The organism is Streptomyces sp. NPDC006208 (assembly GCF_040613775.1).
GTDB lineage: Bacteria > Actinomycetota > Actinomycetes > Streptomycetales > Streptomycetaceae > Streptomyces.
This window is the reverse complement of the sequence record NZ_JBEXSW010000004.1, coordinates 103,720-121,132: the sequence shown is the minus strand read 5'-3', so window position 1 is coordinate 121,132 and position 17,413 is coordinate 103,720. Positions and strand designations below refer to the sequence as shown.

The 17,413-nt window shown below is 70.9% G+C and carries 16 protein-coding genes; 8 read left to right on the top strand and 8 right to left on the bottom strand.

Going from position 1 to position 17,413, the window contains the following annotated elements:
• The first annotated feature begins 48 nt into the window (after positions 1–48).
• The 4 genes from ABZ208_RS04365 (at position 49) to ABZ208_RS04350 (ending at position 6,006) form a co-directional block, all read left to right on the top strand.
• On the top strand, positions 49–1,788 hold the full coding sequence (locus tag ABZ208_RS04365) for a D-aminoacylase (protein ID WP_356908058.1): 1,740 nt from the start codon (positions 49–51) through the stop codon (positions 1,786–1,788).
• Positions 1,785–3,242: an aldehyde dehydrogenase family protein gene (locus tag ABZ208_RS04360; protein WP_356908057.1), complete on the top strand. Its 1,458-nt coding sequence runs from the start codon at positions 1,785–1,787 to the stop codon at positions 3,240–3,242. The genes ABZ208_RS04365 and ABZ208_RS04360 overlap by 4 nt, the downstream gene beginning before the upstream one ends.
• A 242-nt stretch (positions 3,243–3,484) precedes the next feature.
• The gene (locus tag ABZ208_RS04355) at positions 3,485–5,038 is read left to right on the top strand and encodes an APC family permease (RefSeq protein ID WP_356908056.1); all 1,554 of its coding nucleotides are present in this window, start codon (positions 3,485–3,487) and stop codon (positions 5,036–5,038) included.
• 98 nt (positions 5,039–5,136) lie between these two features.
• Positions 5,137–6,006: a DMT family transporter gene (locus ABZ208_RS04350; protein ID WP_356908055.1), complete on the top strand. Its 870-nt coding sequence runs from the start codon at positions 5,137–5,139 to the stop codon at positions 6,004–6,006.
• Between the two features lie 280 nt (positions 6,007–6,286).
• On the opposite strand, the gene ABZ208_RS04345 is transcribed toward ABZ208_RS04350, so the two are convergent.
• The 4 genes from ABZ208_RS04345 to ABZ208_RS04330 form a co-directional block, all read right to left on the bottom strand.
• Positions 6,287–6,724 (bottom strand): PIN domain nuclease, encoded by a 438-nt coding sequence (locus ABZ208_RS04345; RefSeq protein ID WP_356908054.1) that lies wholly within the window; start codon positions 6,722–6,724, stop codon positions 6,287–6,289.
• On the bottom strand, positions 6,709–6,936 hold the full coding sequence (locus tag ABZ208_RS04340; RefSeq protein ID WP_328399340.1) for a type II toxin-antitoxin system VapB family antitoxin: 228 nt from the start codon (positions 6,934–6,936) through the stop codon (positions 6,709–6,711). Before ABZ208_RS04340 ends, ABZ208_RS04345 begins: the two co-directional genes overlap by 16 nt.
• Positions 6,937–7,028: 92 nt before the next feature.
• Positions 7,029–7,886, bottom strand: a complete 858-nt coding sequence (locus ABZ208_RS04335) for a helix-turn-helix domain-containing protein (protein WP_356908053.1) — start codon at positions 7,884–7,886, stop codon at positions 7,029–7,031.
• 280 nt (positions 7,887–8,166) lie between these two features.
• Complete coding sequence (locus tag ABZ208_RS04330; protein WP_356908052.1) at positions 8,167–9,501, bottom strand: hypothetical protein; 1,335 nt, start codon at positions 9,499–9,501, stop codon at positions 8,167–8,169.
• A gap of 89 nt (positions 9,502–9,590) precedes the next feature.
• Between ABZ208_RS04330 and ABZ208_RS04325 the strand changes: the two genes are divergently transcribed.
• Both ABZ208_RS04325 and ABZ208_RS04320 read left to right on the top strand, forming a co-directional pair.
• On the top strand, positions 9,591–9,974 hold the full coding sequence (locus ABZ208_RS04325; protein ID WP_356908051.1) for a hypothetical protein: 384 nt from the start codon (positions 9,591–9,593) through the stop codon (positions 9,972–9,974).
• On the top strand, positions 9,967–10,509 hold the full coding sequence (locus ABZ208_RS04320) for a GNAT family N-acetyltransferase (protein WP_356908050.1): 543 nt from the start codon (positions 9,967–9,969) through the stop codon (positions 10,507–10,509). The genes ABZ208_RS04325 and ABZ208_RS04320 overlap by 8 nt, the downstream gene beginning before the upstream one ends.
• A 55-nt stretch (positions 10,510–10,564) precedes the next feature.
• Here ABZ208_RS04320 and ABZ208_RS04315 read toward each other — a convergent pair whose 3' ends face one another.
• Positions 10,565–12,088 (bottom strand): CehA/McbA family metallohydrolase, encoded by a 1,524-nt coding sequence (locus ABZ208_RS04315; protein ID WP_356908049.1) that lies wholly within the window; start codon positions 12,086–12,088, stop codon positions 10,565–10,567.
• A 183-nt stretch (positions 12,089–12,271) separates the two neighbouring features.
• Here ABZ208_RS04315 and ABZ208_RS04310 point away from each other — a divergent pair, with 183 nt between their 5' ends.
• A complete protein-coding gene (locus ABZ208_RS04310) occupies positions 12,272–13,099 on the top strand; it encodes a TIGR03619 family F420-dependent LLM class oxidoreductase (protein WP_356908048.1) in 828 nt (275 codons plus the stop codon).
• On the opposite strand, the gene ABZ208_RS04305 is transcribed toward ABZ208_RS04310, so the two are convergent.
• From ABZ208_RS04305 to ABZ208_RS04295, 3 genes are all read right to left on the bottom strand, one after another.
• Positions 13,081–13,278 (bottom strand): hypothetical protein, encoded by a 198-nt coding sequence (locus ABZ208_RS04305; protein ID WP_356908047.1) that lies wholly within the window; start codon positions 13,276–13,278, stop codon positions 13,081–13,083. The two genes, ABZ208_RS04310 and ABZ208_RS04305, sit on opposite strands and share 19 nt — an antisense overlap.
• Before the next feature lie 221 nt (positions 13,279–13,499).
• The gene (locus tag ABZ208_RS04300; protein ID WP_356908046.1) at positions 13,500–13,880 is read right to left on the bottom strand and encodes a hypothetical protein; all 381 of its coding nucleotides are present in this window, start codon (positions 13,878–13,880) and stop codon (positions 13,500–13,502) included.
• Complete coding sequence (locus tag ABZ208_RS04295; RefSeq protein WP_356908045.1) at positions 13,877–14,608, bottom strand: hypothetical protein; 732 nt, start codon at positions 14,606–14,608, stop codon at positions 13,877–13,879. The genes ABZ208_RS04300 and ABZ208_RS04295 overlap by 4 nt, the downstream gene beginning before the upstream one ends.
• A gap of 140 nt (positions 14,609–14,748) precedes the next feature.
• Between ABZ208_RS04295 and ABZ208_RS04290 the strand changes: the two genes are divergently transcribed.
• The gene (locus ABZ208_RS04290) at positions 14,749–17,355 is read left to right on the top strand and encodes a bifunctional FO biosynthesis protein CofGH (RefSeq protein ID WP_356908044.1); all 2,607 of its coding nucleotides are present in this window, start codon (positions 14,749–14,751) and stop codon (positions 17,353–17,355) included.
• The last annotated feature ends 58 nt before the right edge of the window (positions 17,356–17,413 follow it).

Sequence of the window (17,413 nt, the reverse complement as noted above, 5' to 3'; positions counted from 1 at the left end):
ACCGGGTCACACCCGCACGTGCCGCCCTCCACAGAAGGGACGCCAGTCATGCTCGACCACCTCATCCGCAACGCGACCGTCGTCGACGGCACCGGCGCCCCCGCCTACGCCGCGGACGTCGGCCTGCGCGACGGCCGCATCGCCGTCATCGCCGAGGCCGGCACCGTCACCGAGGCCGCCCGCACCGCCGAGGACGCCACCGGACTGATCCTCAGCCCCGGCTTCGTGGACCCGCACACCCACTACGACGCCCAGCTGTTCTGGGACCCGTACGCCACCCCGTCCATGAACCACGGCGTCACCACCGTCGCGGGCGGCAACTGCGGTTTCACCCTCGCCCCGCTCAACCCCGACCGCCCCGAGGACGCCGACTACACGCGACGCATGATGTCCAAGGTCGAGGGCATGTCCCTGGTGGCCCTCGAGCAAGGGGCACCCTGGAACTGGCACACGTTCGGCGAGTACCTGGACGCACTCGAGGGCCGCATCGCCGTCAACGCCGGTTTCATGGTGGGCCATTGCGCGCTGCGTCGCCATGTCATGGGCCCGGACGCGGTCGGCGGGCAGCCCACCTCCGGGCAACTGGACGCGATGGTACGGCTCTTGCACGAGGCGATGGACGCCGGGGCCTGGGGCCTTTCGACCACGCAGTCCTCCACCCACTCCGACGGCGACGGCAGGCCCGTCGCCTCCCGCCACGCACGGCCCGCCGAACTGATCGCGCTGTCCCAGGCCGTGGCCGAGCACGAGGGCACCCAGCTCGAAGCGATCGTCGCCGGCTGCCTGGACCAGTTCTCGGACGACGAGATCGACCTGTTCGTCGAGATGACTGCGGCCGCCGGACGCCCCCTGAACTGGAACGTCCTGACCGTCGACGCCGCCGTACCCGAACGCGTACCGCGCCAGCTGATCCCCAGCGAACGGGCCCGCAAGGCGGGCGGCCGCATCGTCGCGCTCACCATGCCGATCCTCACACCGATGAACATGTCGCTCGGCACCTTCTGCGCGCTGAACCTCATCCCCGGGTGGGGCGAGATCCTCTCCCTCCCCGTCCCGGAACGCATCGCGAAGCTCCGCGACCCCGACATCCGTGCCGGGATGCTGCGTCGCGCCGACTCCAAGGAGGCCGGAGTCTTCCGGCGCCTGGCTCACTTCGCCCGCTATGTCATCGGTGACACCTACACGCCGCTGAACGAGGGCCTCAGCGGCCGGGTCGTCGGCGACATCGCCGCCGAACGCGGCCAGGACCCCTTCCAGTGCCTGGTGGAGATCTGCGCCAACGACGGGCTGCGCACCGTCCTGTGGCCCATGCCCACCGACAACGACCCGGCGTCCTGGGCCCTGCGTGCCGAGACCTGGCGGCACGAGGACGTCCTGCTCGGCGGCTCCGACGCGGGCGCCCACCTGGACCGGATGTGCGGTGCCCCGTACACCACCCGCTTCCTCGGCGACTGTCTGCGCGGGCGCAGGCTGGTCGGCCTGGAGGAGGCGGTGAAGATGCTCACCGATGATCCGGCCCGGCTCTTCGGACTGCGCGAGCGAGGCAGGATCGCCGAGGACTGGCACGCGGACCTGGTCCTGTTCGACCCGGAGCGCATCGAGGCCGGTCCGGCGACCCTGGTCCACGACCTGCCCGGCGACAGCCCGCGGCTGGACGCGAAGGCCGTCGGCATCGTGTCCGTACGCGTCAACGGCGTCGAGACGATCCGGGACGACCGGGTCACCGGCGCCGTACCGGGAATCGTGCTGCGGTCGGGCCGTGACACGAGGACGGTGTCGACCAAGTGAGCGGAGCACAGAAGCTGTTCATAGGCGGCGCGTGGACCGAGCCCGACCTCGGACACTACGAGGTGATCAACCCGGCCACCGAGGAGGTCGTCGGTCTCGCGCCCGAGGCGAGCCGCGCCCAGGTGTACGAGGCGGCGGCCGCGGCCCGCGAGGCGTTCGCTTCCTGGTCCCGTACGAGGCCCGAGGAGCGTGCCCGGATCCTGGACCGGGCCGCCGACATCGTCCAGCGCGAGACCGAGCCGTACGCCGCGCTCGCCCGCGCCGAGAGCGGCGCGACGGCCCCCACCGCGCGCGGTATGCAGGTCGCGGTCGGCGCGGCCCGCTTCCGCCGCTATGCGAAGGGCGCGCTGGAGCCGGTGGAAGAGCCGCTGCCCCCGCAGATCAACGCGGCGGGCCCCATGGGGAAGGCCGGTGTCTTCGGGGCGCTGGCCGTGCGACGCCCGGTCGGGGTCGTCACCTGCATCACCTCGTACAACAACCCGTGGGCGAACGCCGCCGGCAAGGTGGCACCCGCGCTGGCCATGGGCAACACGGTCGTCGTCAAACCCGCCCCCCAGGACCCGCTCTCCGTCTACCGCATGGCCGAGGCGCTCGCGGAGGCAGGTGCCCCGCCCGGCACGGTGAACGTCGTCACCGGTTCCGCGCCGGACATCGGCGAGGCCGCCGTCGACTCCCCGCACGTCGACATGGTCAGCTTCACCGGCTCGACGTCCGTCGGGCAGCGCATCGCGGAGGTCTGCGGCCGGGGCATGAAGCGGCAGCTGATGGAGCTCGGCGGCAAGGGTGCGGCGCTCGTCTTCGACGACGCGGACGTGGACTCGGCGGTGCGGGGGATCGGCACCACGTTCTCCTTCTACAGCGGCCAGATCTGTACGGCGCCGACGCGGGTGATCGCCCAGCGTGGCGTGTACGACCGTCTCGTCGCGGGGCTGGCCGCGTACGCCGGCCGTCTCACCGTCGGCGACCCGGCCGACGCGCGGACCGTGGTCGGCCCGGTGATCTCGGCGGCGCACCGCGACCGGGTGGAGTCGTATGTCGAACTGGGCCGGAAGGAAGGCGCCCGTCCGGTCGTGGGCGGCGGGCGTCCCGCGTACGACAAGGGGTTCTATGTCGCTCCGGCGCTCTTCGCCGACTGCACCAACGACATGCGGGTGGTGCGGGAGGAGATCTTCGGACCGGTCGTGGTCGTGGTGCCGTTCGACGACGAGGAGGAGGGCGTGGCGCTCGCCAACGACAGCGACTACGGGCTGATCGACTACGTGTGGTCGGGCGATGTGGCGCGCGCGTTCCGCGTGGCGGGGCTGCTGCGGGCGGGCGGCGTCGGGGTGAACACGGTGGGCCGGAACATGGAGGCGCCCTTCGGCGGGTTCAAGAGGAGCGGGGTGGGCAGGGACGTCGGCTCGTATGCGCTGCATGCGTACAGCGAGCTGCAGGCGGTGGTGTGGCCGGGGTGAGGGACCGCGTGTTTCCGGGGACGAAAACCCGCGGAGGAAATTTTGGAATCGGATCAAATCGGACGTTGCTGCGGTTCTCGCACATTGGGGAATAGGCGACTCGCCCTCGCAATGTCCGATCCTTGTGCGTCGTGCGGCTTCATTTCATAGTCATTTGCCGCTCCATCCCTTTGAATCAATTGACCAGAAACCGGATTCCCGTTCTCCGGATGTGGAAACCGCAGGACCTAACGTCCTGTCCCATGACTGAGCTGAAGGTGCGGCCGCAGGCCGGAGACACGGTACGGAGCGTCCCCGGGAGCGGCGTACGCGAGAAAGGGCTCGGCGGAAACTCCGTCGGACTGATGGGCAGTGCCGTCATCGGCATCTCCACCGTCGCCCCCGTCTACTGCCTGACCTCGACCCTCGGCTCCACAGCCGGCGAGGTCGGACTGCAGATGCCCGCCGTCTTCCTGGCCGGATTCCTGCCGATGCTGCTCGTGGCCTTCGCCTACCGCGAGCTCAACCGCGTCATGCCCGACTGCGGAACCTCCTTCACCTGGACCGTGAAGGCGTTCGGACCGCGCATCGGCTGGATGTGCGGCTGGGGCCTGGTCATCGCGACGATCATCGTCCTGTCCAACCTGGCGGGCGTGGCCACCTCGTACTTCTGGCTGCTCGCGGGCGAGATCACCGGAAGCGGGTCGATCGCGGCCCTGGACGACAGCAAGCCCGTCCACATCCTGACCTGTCTCGTCCTGATCGCGGTCGCCACGGCGATCAGCTACCGGGGCATGACGGCGACCAAGGGCGTGCAGTACGCCCTGGTGGGCCTCCAACTCGCGGTCCTCGCCCTCTTCGTGGCGATGGCGCTCGGCAAGGCAGGCTCCTTCGAGACGTCCCTCTCCTTCTCCTGGTCCTGGCTGAACCCGTTCGCCGTCCAGTCCTTCGCCGCCTTCACCGCGGGCCTGTCGCTCTCGATCTTCATGTACTGGGGCTGGGACACGTGCATGACCGCCAACGAGGAGACCGTCGGCAGCGCCAAGACCCCGGGGCGCGCCGCGATGATCTCCATGGTCGTCCTGGTCGGCTCCTACCTCGCCACAGGCATCGCCGCCCAGATGGCCGTCGGCTCCGGTGACAAGGGCCTCGGCCTCGCCAACCCGGAGACCTCCGACAACGTCTTCGCCGAGCTCGCCGGCCCGGTCATGGGCCCCGGCCTCGGCATCCTGCTCTTCCTCGCGGTCCTCGCCTCGGCGGCGGCCAGCCTCCAGACGACGTTCATCCCGGTCGCCCGCACGGTGCTCGCGATGTCCACGTACGAGGCCCTGCCCGCGTCGTACGCCCGCGTCCACCCGCGCTTCAGGACCCCCGGCCGGGCGACGATCGTCGCGGGCATCGCGACCGGTGCGTTCTACACCGTGATGACCCTGGCCAGCGAACACGTCCTGGTCGACACGATCTACGCGCTCGGCCTCATGATCTGCTTCTACTACGCGCTCACGGCCTTCGCCTGCGTCTGGTACTTCCGCCACGACCTGCGCGGCTCGGGCCGTGACCTGGTCATCAAGGGCGTCTTCCCGCTCGTCGGCGGCGTCCTGCTGACGGCCGTCTTCGGCAAGACCCTCTACGACATGTGGGACCCGGCGTACGGCTCCGGCTCCGCGGTCTTCGGCGTGGGCTCGGTCTTCGTCATCGGCGTCGGCCTGCTGCTGCTCGGTCTGGTCCTGATGGTCGCGATGCAGCGCCGCAGCCCGGCGTTCTTCCGGGGCGAGGTGCTGACGAAGGAGACCCCGTCGCTGGTGGTTGCTGACTGACCTGTCACCGGCCCGTCCCCCCGCCGTGGTGCGCCCGGGGGCGGGCCGTGGAGTGTCGGCGCCCGGTGACCCCATGGGCCGCCCTCTACCGTGCAGTCATGCGCGCCTCGACCAACCGGACGGCAATGGCCACGTTCGCCGCGGCCTGCGTACTCGGCGCCGGCAACGCGGTCGGCGTCCGCTTCAGCAACCGTGAACTCGATCCGCTCTGGGGAGCCGCGCTGCGCTTCGGAGCCGCCGCACTGGTTCTGCTGGTGATCATGGCGTCCCTGCGGCTGGAACGGCCGCGCGGCCGGGCGCTGGCCGGGGCCGTGCTGTTCGGCGTGCTCAACTTCGGCGTCACCTTCGCCCTCGCGTACTACGCACTCGTCCGCATCCATGCGGGACTCGGCCAGACGATCCTCTCGCTCGTGCCCCTCGTGGCGCTGCTGCTCTCGGTGGCCCAACGCCAGGAGAGGTTCCGGGTGCTCGCAGCCGTGGGAACCGTGCTCGCCGTGACCGGCGTGGCGGTGGTGTCCCGGGCGCCGTTGCAGGAATCGGTCCCCGTGCTCTCGTTCCTCGCGATACTCGGCGCGGTGTTCTCCTTCGCCGAGGCGGCGGTACTGGTCCACCGGCTCCCCGCAATCCATCCGGTGACCATGAACGCGGTGGGCATGGCGGGCGCGGCGGCGCTGCTCTTCGCAGGGTCGGCGGCCGCAGGCGACGACTGGCACCTCCCGGAGCGCGCGGTGACCTGGTGGGCCCTGGCGTACCTGGTGTTCGCGGGCTCGGTGGCGACGTTCGTCCTCTATCTCCAGGTGATCAAGAACTGGGGCCCGTCGCGGGCGGCGTACGTCTTCGTCGTGATCCCCGTGATCACGATCCTTCTCTCGGCACGGCTGGACGACGAACCCCTGACGGCGGGCCTGCTGCTGGGGACTCCGCTGATCCTGCTGGGCGTGTATCTGGGGGCGCTGCGCAGGCCGTGACCGGCGGCCTTTCCGGTGGAGCGCGTTCCGGCGGTGTCGGGTCCGGCCGTCTGTTGCAGCGGCACAGTACGAGGGTGCGCGGTCCGAAGGGCGTCGGGGCCCCAACGCCGGCAGGGGGTTCGACAATCAGCCGGTACGCCGCTCGGGCGCATCGTCCGCTATCGCGCCGTCGTAGATCAGCAGGGTCGTCATGGCGTGCAGCGTAAGGGAACGCGGGCATGGCCTGGACTGCGGGCTTCAGGTCGTCCGCGGGGTGGTCGCGGCCCGACCCGCTCGATCCTCACACGGTGCGGTACGGGTCCCGGATGTCGCGCTGCTCGACGTCTCTGACGACGCGGGCGACTGTCGCGAAGTCGCTGTCGCGGTGCAGTACGACGAGTCCGTGATGCACTGCCGTCGCACACAGGAGCAGATCCAAGGGACCTGCACTCCGGTGCTGGCTCTTCTGCGTCAGCTTGTACTGCGCCGTGTCGACCCACGACCAGGCACCCCTCGGCACCCCGGCGAGAGGGAACATCTCGCTGAGCCGCCCTTCCAGGTCGTCCCTGTGGGCGGGGCCGGTCGCCGAGTACAGAAACTCGGCCCTGGTCGGCTCGCAGATCCGCACGAGGCCCGACTCGACCACAGGCGTCCAGGCGAGCCGGACATCAGGCTGTCGTAGGAGTTCCCACAGCGCGGAGGTGTCTATCAGGAAGCCCGGATTCACTCGTCCCTCCATGCGCGCTTCCTCGCCTTGTACGCCTCGATCGCGTCGTCGAACTCGCCGCGTTCTGCCCGCTCGGCGAGATCCTGCATGGCCTCCAAGCGCTTGAGCCGCTGGACGTACTCGTGCAGAGCGCCGTTGATGGTGTCCTTCTTGGTCTTCGTCCCCATGAGCCGCATCGCCTCGGCAAGGATTTCGTCGTCGAGATTGACGTTGGTCATGCTCATCGCAACCTCTATGTGGGTCATGTGGGTGAATCATCCACGCCATGTACATCCTCCTCCCAGAGTACGGCGGGCGGCTCCCCTTGTGCAGGGGCCTAAGCGGCCGCGGTGGACACATCGCAGCCCCGGCAGACCCCCGGCTCAGCCGCGCGGAACGCGCGGTCGCAGCAGTCACAGTTCTGGAGCGGGTCCGGGCGCGGCGGTGGTGGCGGGGTTGCGGGGAGTGGCGGCGGGAGCAGTTCCGCGAGGCGGTGGGCGAGCAGCGACACCGGGTGGTGGATCGGGCCGTCGGGGAGTCCGGCGATGAGGGTGCGGCGTACGGCGTCGGGGGTGATGTCGCGTTGCAGCCAGGCGTCGACCGCCGGCGCGAGACGGCGTACGTCCCGCTCGGACAGCAGCAGCCGGGGGTCGTGCCGCCGCAGGTCGGCGAGGAGCGCCACGGCTACGGGCGGGGGGAGTACGGGAGCGGCGAGTGCCTCCGTGCGCGGCTCGGGCTCCGCGCGGGTCGGCATCGGCTCGGGTGGCTTCGGAGTCTCCGGCTCCGGCTCCGGCGTCGGTACCGGCTCCGGTCCGTGCTCCGGCGCCGAACCCGCCGCCATCGCAGGCGGGTTGTTGTACGACACCCGCTGGGTGATCAGCTTGCCCGACGGGAGCCGCACCTGCACGCGGGCCAGATAGCCGTGCTTCTCCAGCTCGCGCAGGGCGTCGGCGATGCGGACCTCGCCCTCCGGGAAGCGCTCGGCGAGCTTCTTGATCGAGATTCTTGTGCCCGCGCGCAGCGACTGGATGTGGACGGCCAACCCGATCGCGGTCAGCGAGAGTTCGGGGTGTTGGGCCAGGTGGTTCCCGATCACCACGAAGCGTTCCTCGTGCCGGACGTTGATGTGCCGGAGGCCGACGAGGGGAACGGGCGGCGGGGCGCACGGGGGCGCGTTAAGCTGCGGCTCAGCCATCAGGAAGCGGACTTCTTCCTCGAAGGTCAGGCCCTCGATCGGGATGCCAGTCCCGGCCGGGGGCCGTCACATGTCTGCGGTGGTCTGTGGCTGAGCTTGCACCGCGAAATGGCATATGCGCCAGCCCAGTTGGTCCGGATCACCCGACCGAGTGAGTGACGGGGGGTTTGGGGGTGGTTGGGAAGGTTCTTGCCTCGGTCCTTTGATCTTTGGCGTCGCGGGGCACCAGGTCCTGGACTCCCGGGTCGTGGAAACCTCGATGTGGTTCAACCAGTGCAAATCAGGAGATTTGCGCGTCCGTCAGGATGCGGTGACGGGCCTCCCGCGCCGCCGCCAGGAGGCGTTCGTCCGTCTCCGTCTCCGCGTCCCGGGAAGGCTCGTTCTCCGGGATGCGCCTTCGCCGGGCGATCAGCTGGTCCAGGGCCGGTACGGCGGGCAGGGCATGGCGGCCCAGTTCCGCAAGGCCGCTCATGAAAGCCTCGCCGACGACCTTGCACGCCAGCTGCCGGGTCATCAGGTCGAGCAGCCTCGGGAGCGCCGGCTCGCCTGCGTGACGGAACCAGAGCGGGGCGCACCGTGCCTGCATGATGTTGGGCCACCGGAAGGTCAGGTTGTACAGCTGGGCAGCCTGGCGGAAGGTCAGGGGGCCCGCGTCGAGGAGCGGGCCGAAGAGTTCGGGGGCCCGGTTCAAGCGTGCGACGCCCACGGGCTGGGCAGCCAGGCACTCGGCGGCACTGCGGGCGTCGTAGACCTCGGGGGTCCCGCGCCTCCCCCTGCGCGCCCGCGCGCGGGGCTCGAGACCGATGCCGGCGAGAAGCGCTGCGTGCTCCTGCGCCGCCGCGTTCGAGATCATTGCTGTGCGTATCGCTTCCGCCCCCTCGGGAAGCCCCACGTGCGGTACAAGGTGCGGCAGGAGCTCCACGGGCGCGGCCCGCCAGTCCTGACAGGCCGACCGGGCAAGCAGGACGCCGATGCGCTGCAACGCGACCGGGCGCTTCTCGCCGAGGAGATGCCGGACCAGCGCATACGTGTCCGCCTCACGGTCGATCACGCACAGCGTGTCCGACCATCGTTCACCGATGCATGGCACGTGCCGGGCGGCCTCCTCGACGTCGGCCAGGAGAGCCGCGTCGAGCCGCGCCCAGTCTTCGGGCGGTGCCTTCCGCAGGAGCGAGAGGTGGGCCAGGAAGCGAACGGCGGGGAGGCTGTCGTGGCGCAGCCGTTCAGCGGCCTCGGGGGGCACTCCCATCGCCAGAACCGTGCGCACGGCGGGGTCCGTCAGTTCGTCCGGCGCGGCGAGTGCGAGGTGGGGCCGCCCCGCCTGTGTCAACAGCTCGGCCGCCAGCCGCCGCACTGCCTCGTCCTCGTCGGTGAGCCGGGCGTATGACGCCTGCACCGCCGCATCCCAAGTCTCGCGGCCGACCGTGACCAGGCTGTACACCAGCTGGAGAGCATTGAGGCGTACGGACGCGGGTTCCACGGCGGTCAGTTCGAGCAGTCGGCGCTCCACAGGGCCGGCGCGGTCCTCATGTACCGCGTTGAACACCGCCTCACGGGAGGCGTGGCCCGCGGTCGCCGCCGTACCGTCGGCGACCGCCTCGTCGAGCCACCTCAACGGACCGGGCGGTGGCCGCCCTTCCGTGCGTCAAGGGTTACGTTCATCATCAGGCGATCGTGTCACACCGGCCTCGTACAGTCGACGTCATGACAGAGCCGAAGCCGCTGATCCGGGCCAACGAGCCCGGTGGACGGACGATCGACGATCCGTCCGACGACGCCGTGCACGATCTGCTCGCCGACATGAACCTCAGCCACCGCGTCGTGATCGTCAGGCGGCTGGACCGGGAGCCCGTGGACGAGCACTACATGCAGGTGTATCTCAACGACGACTTCAGTTATCACGTGGAGTACCGCGAGGGCAGCGAGGACCGGCACTTCCAGGCCGAAGTGCCGTGGCAGGGCGATGTGATCGGCCCCCGGCCTGTCGCCGCGGTGATCAGCGACTGGATGCACGAACGGGAGGGCTGGCGCGAGGCGTTGCCATGGGTGCCGTGGCCGTCGGACAGGAAGCAGGCCGACAGTGAGTGACCAGGTCCCCGTGGTCGGCGCGGAGCTGCGGACCACCAGGCTCGTGCTCCAGCGGCCGACCGCGGCCGACATCGACGCGATCCTCGCCATCCACAGCGACCCGGCGGCCTGCCATCACAATCCCTCCGACGCGATCGGCTGCCGCGGCGAGGCCGAGGAGCTCTATGGGCGCTGGGACGCCCAGTGGGAGCGCTGCGGGTACGGGTACTGGGCCGTACGACGCCTCGGCTCCGACACGCTGGTGGGGTTCTGCGGGATCAAGCCCATGGAGCTGAACGGCACGGAGATCCTCAATCTCTTCTACCGCCTCGCTCCATCGGCCTGGGGCCAGGGCTTCGCCGCCGAGGCCGCGACCGCCGTCGCCGCGTGGGCAATGCAGAACGTCCCGGAACTGCCGCTCATCGCAAGGGTTCGGCCCGCCAACACCGCTTCCGGGCGCGTGGCACTACGGGCCGGACTCGCGCGCGCCGAGCACCTCGACGGCCCCGGGATCGACGGCCACGACCTGATCTTCGCCGCCAACCTGTCGCGCTGAACCGGGCCGGGGCAGCGCGTCAGCCCCGGCCCCGGCGCCTCTCCTGTGCTCCGCGCTATACCCCCAGGAAGATCGGGTTCGTGAACGCGGCCAGCGGCCCCGGCAGCAGGGGTACCACCGGCGCGTGCCGCACCTCGGCGCGGACGTACGACGCGTACTGGGCCGTCGTGCGCCACTCCACCGTGCCCGTACCCGCCGCCGGTAGCGCCTCCGTGTGCAGCACGCCCTGGTCGGTGACGATCCGGGCCGTGCAGCCGGGCGCGCCCGCGACCTCCAGCCGTACCGTCACCGGGTCGTCGCGGTCCACCCGCAGGCGCTCGCCGATGCCCGCGTGCCGTCCGCGCCCCCCGGCCGCCGCGAAGGACACGGACACGGCCCTGGACTCGGCGACATAGCTGTGCCCGGCACGGATGCCCGCCAGGATCGCCTCACGGGTCAGATCGTCGGCGAGGACGACGGTCTGCGGTGTCCCGACCGGATCCGGGTGGCGGTGCGCGTCACTGCTGCCCATCGCCGGGATCCAGCGCTTGCCGGACCGCGCCGCGGCCGCCAGGGTCCCGTCCCAGTCCGCCAGCGAGACCTCGTCGTCGGGGGTGTAGGGGCCGTTCCAGACCTCGATCGCATCCGCTTCGCCGAAGCCGAACTTCCAGTTGCAGCCGATGCAGGTGGCGTGCGGGTGCGCGGGCACGACGAGACCGCCCGCCCGGCGGATCTCACGGGCGTAGTGCCCGAAGCGGTTGTCGCGGGCGCGGTAGCGCCAGTCGACGAACGTCCCCGGGTCGGTGCCCAGCGCCACCACGTGCCCGTTGCGGGTGGTGACCTCCTCGCCGAGCAGGATCAGCAGGTCGTCGCCCGCATGGTCGGCCCAGTGGGCGTGCGCCGAATGGGTGTTGTGCTCGGAGGAGTTGATGAAGTCCAGCCCGGCGGCGCGGGCCAGCTCGGCGATCTCCGCGGGTGTGCGCCGGCCGTCCGAGTACCAGGAGTGCAGATGGCAGTCCCCGCGGTACCAGGCCCGCCCCCGCCCCTTGGCCCGCTCCGGCGGGTACACGGCCCTGGGTGTCGGCTGCTGCGTGCCGTACCGCAGCGTGATGGTGATCTCGTACGAGAGGCCCTGCGGCGCGACGGTGTACGGCCCGAGGGCGATGTGCCACAGGCCGGCGCGGATGCGGCCGGGGATGTAGCCCGGGGTCGCGTCGTCCGCCCGGATGAAGAACTCGGTGCGCGCCCCGCCCGACCAGCCGCGGAACCCGTCGCCGCCGAGCGCCGTGCCGCGCTCGTCGAACATGCCGATGTCGAGTGCGTTGCCGGCCGTTCCCGCGGGGACGGCGGGCCGCTCGTACGTGTACGCGACGTGGATCTCCCGCACGCCGTGCGGTACTTCGACGGGCAGATGGACGAAGTCGGGGGAGCCGGGCGGCAGGGTGCCGCGAACCACCCGGCTGTCGTCGCTGTCGGAGTCGGCGCCCTCGTCGTTCGGCGCGGCGTACGCGAAGCTCACAGTGCCCAACGTAAGGGCGGTGGCGGCCCCCGTCATGAGCAGTGCGCGTCTGGCTATCGCGTGTTCGTCGTCGTTGCACATGCCGTCGGCTCCCCGGGGTGTCGAGAGGGACAGAATCGCTGCACTTGAACCCTCCTGCCGGGGCGTTAACCAGCGGGCACAGGCAGGAGTTTGCGGGATGACGCGGTCATGACCGAAGACGTCTGACGACGGTACGGCATACGTTGTCCCCGCCACAGGTGCCGAACGACGGAGGAGAGCCCCATGCGGATCGCGACCACGATCTTCCTCACCGACGAGACGATCACCCCGGTGCGACTGGCCCTCGAGCTGGAACAGCGCGGCTTCGCCGGTCTGTACCTCCCCGAACACACCCACATCCCCGTGGAGCGCACCACCCCGTACGCGGCGGGCGGCGACCTCCCGCCCGAGTACGGCCGCACCCTGGACCCGTTCGTCGGCCTCGCCCAGGCCGCGGCCGTGACGGACCGTCTGCTGCTCGGCACGGGTATCACCCTCGTGGCCCAGCACGACCCGATCGGTCTGGCCAAGCGCATCGCGACCCTGGACCACGTGTCGGGCGGCCGCTTCACGCTGGGCGTCGGCTTCGGCTGGAACGTGGAGGAGGCGGCGGACCACGGAGTGGAATGGGCCACGCGGCGCGACCTCGTCCTGGACCGGATGCGGCTGATGCGGGCGCTGTGGGCGCCTGAACCGACCGCGTACGAAGGCGAGTACGGGTCGGTGCGCGCATCCTTCGCGTACCCGAAACCGGCCGGCGGTGCCCCGCGCACCCTGGTCGGCGGCGCGGCGGGCCCGCAGCTGTTCACCCACATCACGCAGTACGCGGACGGCTGGATGCCGATCGGCGGCCGCGGCCTGACGGAGTCGGTCCCGGTGCTGAGGGACGTCTGGGAGTCGGCGGGTCGCGACCCCAAGGCGCTCCAGGTGGTCCCGTACGCGGTCCTGCCCTCACCGGGCAAGCTCGCGCACTACGCGGAACAGGGCATCGAGGAGGTGGTGCTGCAGTTGCCGCCCGGGAGCGAACTGGAGGTGCTGCGGGTCCTGGACGACTACGCCCAGTACCTCTGACCCTCCGTCACGACCCGGTCCGCGACCTCCCTCACCGGAAACTCGGCGGGCGACGTGACCCTGGGCGCCTGGACGGGGCTCGCCCCGAACGACGCCTCGATCCCGGCGACGAGGAGGGCGACTCCCGGAATCCCGGCGACGGCGAGGGTGACCAGGGCGGCAGGTCGTGGCGTCTTCATGGTCTCGACCCTGCCGACGTACCGTGCGGCCGTCACCGGGACACGCGGGGAGGGCGCCGACCTGATCCGGAGGGGTGACGCCGGAGGGGGCCAGGAATCGAGAGCCGGCTGTCGAAGCCAAGGCCGTGCGGTACGGCCCGCGTGCCGACACACTGCGACTCGTGCCGCAGCACGTGGGCCGCCGCACAGGCGCACCAGGCGACATGGCCACGCGCGTCGGGTCACAGGACGTACGGGCACAGGTCGATCACCGGCGCCGTGAACTCCACGGTCTCGCCCAGCCGGGGCAGCGGGACCCCCGCCGCGAACTCCACCATCGTGGTCGTCGGGCCGAGGCGGAGCCAGGCGATGCCGTCCTCGTCCACGTGCTCGATCGAACCGAGGACCGCGACGCCGGCGAGTGTGTCGTCGCCCTCGAGCCGGGCCTCGCCGCCGGAGGCGGACCATGCGTCGATCTCGTCCGCGATGTCGAGCTCCACGTAGTAGTGGCCCGGCGCGGGCTCGGCGTTGTCCCGCCAGCGGGCCCACGCCGTGCCCAGCGGGCTTGCGAAACGGACCAGGCCACGGGGCGCGTCGAGGATCTCCAGGATTTCGATCATCATCGCTTCGGCCCCAGTTCCGGCGCGATGTCGTCCGCCGACAGGTCGCTCCCCGCCGGCTCGTACGCGCACCCGCCGTGGCTGCCCCCGTAGAAGCGTCCGCCCTCCCGCATCCAGGTGAAGACCATCCGGTCGATGCCCGCCTCCTCAGTCGCGCCGTCGCGCTCCGCGCGCAGCTCCCACTCGCCGTCGAAGCCCTTGATCTCCTGGAACTCCCTGATCCGCCAGCCCTCTTCCTTCAGATGGGTCTCGAGGCGGCGCAGAGCGGGTAGCGCCTCGGTCTCCGGGATCCCGGCCAGTGTCCAGGAGTGCGAGAGGCGGTAGGCGTCCGCGACCGGCGTGTCCGCGACGGATTCCAGCCCGTTGGGGTAGCAGTGATCGCCCGAAAGGGAGTTCTGGGCGCCCGCCGGCACCACCTCGTCGAAGCCCAGCACCTCGTACGCGTCCTGGGAGCCGTCGGTGATCCGGCGCGCCATGTCCTCGCGGGCCACGGTCGGGTAGTCCTCCGGTACCGCGCTCTCCACTCCGTACGTGACGATCAGACCGAGGACCAGCAGCACGGGTGTCGCGATCACCGCGAGGAAGACCCACCAGGCGACGCCCAGCGCGCGGCGGACGGTGGTCCCGGCGGGAGGCATGGGGGTGTCGAGGTCCAACTCGGCCGGCTGGTCGAGTCGGTCGCGCTGGTCAGCCTCGAAGTCGGCGTCGGTGTCGGTGTCGGCGTTGGTCATGGCCGCGACATTATTTCCCCGTCCGGGCGCGCCGCATGGGCATTACCGCTCAGTCCGCTGCGCACTCGTACTCAGCCGGATCAAGGTCATATGTCCGGCCTGCGCACCGGCCTGTCTGCCCGCGCTCGTATGCTCGCTGCATGACGGATCACCAGGCCCCAGACCAGGCCGGAGACCAGCCCGGGCGCCCCACCGCGAACGCCATGCGCCGCGCGCTCAAGCGTGCGAGGGACGGGGTCGCCCTCGATGTCGCCGAGGCCGCCGTGCTGTTGCAGGCACGCGGCGCCGACCTCGACGACCTCGCCGCGTCCGCCGGGCGGGTGCGGGACGCCGGGCTCGAGGCGGCCGGGCGGCCGGGGGTGATCACGTACTCGAAGAGCGTCTTCATCCCGCTCACCCGGCTGTGCCGCGACAAGTGCCACTACTGCACCTTCGTCACCGTCCCGGGCAAGCTGCGCCGCGCCGGGCACGGGATGTTCATGTCTCCGGAAGAGGTCCTGGACATCGCCCGCCGCGGGGCCGCAGCGGGCTGCAAGGAAGCGCTGATCACGCTGGGGGACAAGCCCGAGGACCGCTGGCCCGAGGCGCGTGAGTGGCTCGACGCGCACGGCTACGACGACACCATCGCGTACGTACGGGCCACGGCGATCCGCATCCTGGAGGAGACCGGACTTCTCCCGCACCTCAATCCCGGTGTCATGTCCTGGACGGACTTCCAGCGCCTCAAGCCGGTCGCCCCGTCGATGGGCATGATGCTCGAGACCACGGCCGAGCGCCTGTGGTCCGAGCCCGGGGGGCCGCACCACGGGTCGCCGGACAAGGAGCCGGCCGTACGGCTGCGCGTGCTGGAGGACGCGGGCCGCTCGTCCGTCCCCTTCACCAGTGGGCTGCTCATCGGGATCGGCGAGACGTACGAGGAGCGGGCCGAGGCGCTGTTCGCGCTGCGCCGCATCTCCCGTGCGTACCACGGCATCCAGGAACTGATCATGCAGAACTTCCGCGCCAAGCCGGACACGGCCATGCGCGGTATGCCGGACGCCGAACTGGACGAGCTGGTCGCCACCGTCGCCGTAGCCCGCCACATCATGGGGCCCTCCGCCTGTCTGCAGGCCCCGCCGAACCTCGTGGACGACGAGTACGTACGGCTCATCGACGCCGGGATCGACGACTGGGGCGGCGTCTCCCCGCTCACGCCCGACCACGTCAACCCCGAGCGTCCCTGGCCGCAGATCGACGAACTCGCGGCCCGGTCGCTGTCCGCCGGATTCCGGCTGGAGGAACGCCTCTGCGTGTACCCGGAGTTCGTCCAGCGCGGCGAACCCTGGCTCGACCCCCGCCTGCTCCCGCACGTGCGGGCCCTCGCCGACCCGCAGACCGGTCTGGCACGCCAGGACGTCACACCCGCCGGGCTGCCCTGGCAGGAGCCCGACGAGGCGTTCACCGCCACCGGGCGCACCGACCTGCACCGGAGCATCGACACCGAGGGCCGGACGCACGACCGCCGCGACGACTTCGACGAGGTGTACGGGGACTGGGAGGCGCTGCGCGAGGCCGCCGTACCCGGCATGGTTCCGCAGCGCATCGACACGGACGTCCGTGCGGCCCTCGCCACGGCCGCCGACGATCCCACCAAGCTCACCGACGACGAGGCCCTCGCGCTGCTGCACGCCGACGGGCCCGCGCTCGACACGCTCACCCGGATCGCCGACGAACTGCGCAGATCGGTCGTCGGTGACGACGTCACCTACATCGTCACGCGCAACATCAACTTCACCAACGTCTGCTACACCGGCTGCCGCTTCTGCGCCTTCGCCCAGCGGCGCACGGACGCCGACGCCTACACGCTCTCCCTCTCCCAGGTCGCGGACCGCGCCGAACAGGCGTGGGACGTCGGAGCGGTCGAGGTGTGCATGCAGGGCGGCATCCATCCCGACCTCCCCGGCACGGCGTACTTCGACATCGCGCGCGCGGTCAAGGAACGCGTACCCGGCATGCATGTGCACGCCTTCTCGCCGATGGAGGTCGTCAACGGCGCGACCCGGACCGGGCTGTCGATCCGCGAGTGGCTGACGGCGGCGAAGGAGGCGGGCCTCGACTCCATCCCGGGGACCGCTGCGGAGATCCTCGACGACGAGGTCCGCTGGGTCCTCACCAAGGGGAAGCTGCCCACCGCCACCTGGATCGAGGTGGTCAAGACCGCCCACGAGCTGGGCATCCGCTCCAGCTCCACCATGATGTACGGCCATGTCGACCAGCCCCGCCACTGGCTCGGCCACTTCCGTACGCTCGCCCGCATCCAGCAGGAGACCGGTGGTTTCACGGAGTTCGTGACGCTGCCCTTCATCCACACCAACGCGCCCGTGTATCTGGCGGGAATCGCCCGGCCCGGCCCGACGATCCGGGACAACCGGGCCGTCACCGCCATGGCCCGCCTGCTCCTCCACCCCCACATCACCAACATCCAGACCAGCTGGGTGAAGCTGGGGGCGGAAGGCGCGGCGCAGATGCTGCGGTCCGGGGCGAACGATCTCGGCGGCACCCTGATGGAGGAGACCATCTCCCGGATGGCGGGTTCCAGCTACGGCTCGTACCGATCCGTGCGCGACCTCACCGCCATCGCGGAGGCGGCCGGACGGCCGGCCAGGCCGCGGACGACCCTGTACGGGGAGGTACCGGCCGAGCGGCAACAGGCCGCCCTCGCTTCCGACGGACATCTGCCCGAGCTGCTGCCGCTGCTGCCGGACTGATCGCACGGGTGCCGGTGCGGCGTGTGCGCCCGGACCGGCGGCACAGGAACCGACGAAC

Bases quoted from the DNA above. Each gene is read 5' to 3' on its own strand.
- ABZ208_RS04365 (WP_356908058.1), top strand. From the start codon at position 49: ATGCTCGACCACCTCATCCGCAACGCGACCGTCGTCGACGGCACCGGC.
- ABZ208_RS04355 (WP_356908056.1), top strand. From the start codon at position 3,485: ATGACTGAGCTGAAGGTGCGGCCGCAGGCCGGAGACACGGTACGGAGC.
- ABZ208_RS04350 (WP_356908055.1), top strand. From the start codon at position 5,137: ATGCGCGCCTCGACCAACCGGACGGCAATGGCCACGTTCGCCGCGGCC.
- ABZ208_RS04345 (WP_356908054.1), bottom strand. From the start codon at position 6,724: ATGGAGGGACGAGTGAATCCGGGCTTCCTGATAGACACCTCCGCGCTG.
- ABZ208_RS04340 (WP_328399340.1), bottom strand. From the start codon at position 6,936: ATGAGCATGACCAACGTCAATCTCGACGACGAAATCCTTGCCGAGGCG.
- ABZ208_RS04335 (WP_356908053.1), bottom strand. From the start codon at position 7,886: ATGGCTGAGCCGCAGCTTAACGCGCCCCCGTGCGCCCCGCCGCCCGTT.
- ABZ208_RS04325 (WP_356908051.1), top strand. From the start codon at position 9,591: ATGACAGAGCCGAAGCCGCTGATCCGGGCCAACGAGCCCGGTGGACGG.
- ABZ208_RS04315 (WP_356908049.1), bottom strand. From the start codon at position 12,088: ATGTGCAACGACGACGAACACGCGATAGCCAGACGCGCACTGCTCATG.
- ABZ208_RS04310 (WP_356908048.1), top strand. From the start codon at position 12,272: ATGCGGATCGCGACCACGATCTTCCTCACCGACGAGACGATCACCCCG.
- ABZ208_RS04305 (WP_356908047.1), bottom strand. From the start codon at position 13,278: ATGAAGACGCCACGACCTGCCGCCCTGGTCACCCTCGCCGTCGCCGGG.
- ABZ208_RS04300 (WP_356908046.1), bottom strand. From the start codon at position 13,880: ATGATGATCGAAATCCTGGAGATCCTCGACGCGCCCCGTGGCCTGGTC.
- ABZ208_RS04295 (WP_356908045.1), bottom strand. From the start codon at position 14,608: ATGACCAACGCCGACACCGACACCGACGCCGACTTCGAGGCTGACCAG.
- ABZ208_RS04290 (WP_356908044.1), top strand. From the start codon at position 14,749: ATGACGGATCACCAGGCCCCAGACCAGGCCGGAGACCAGCCCGGGCGC.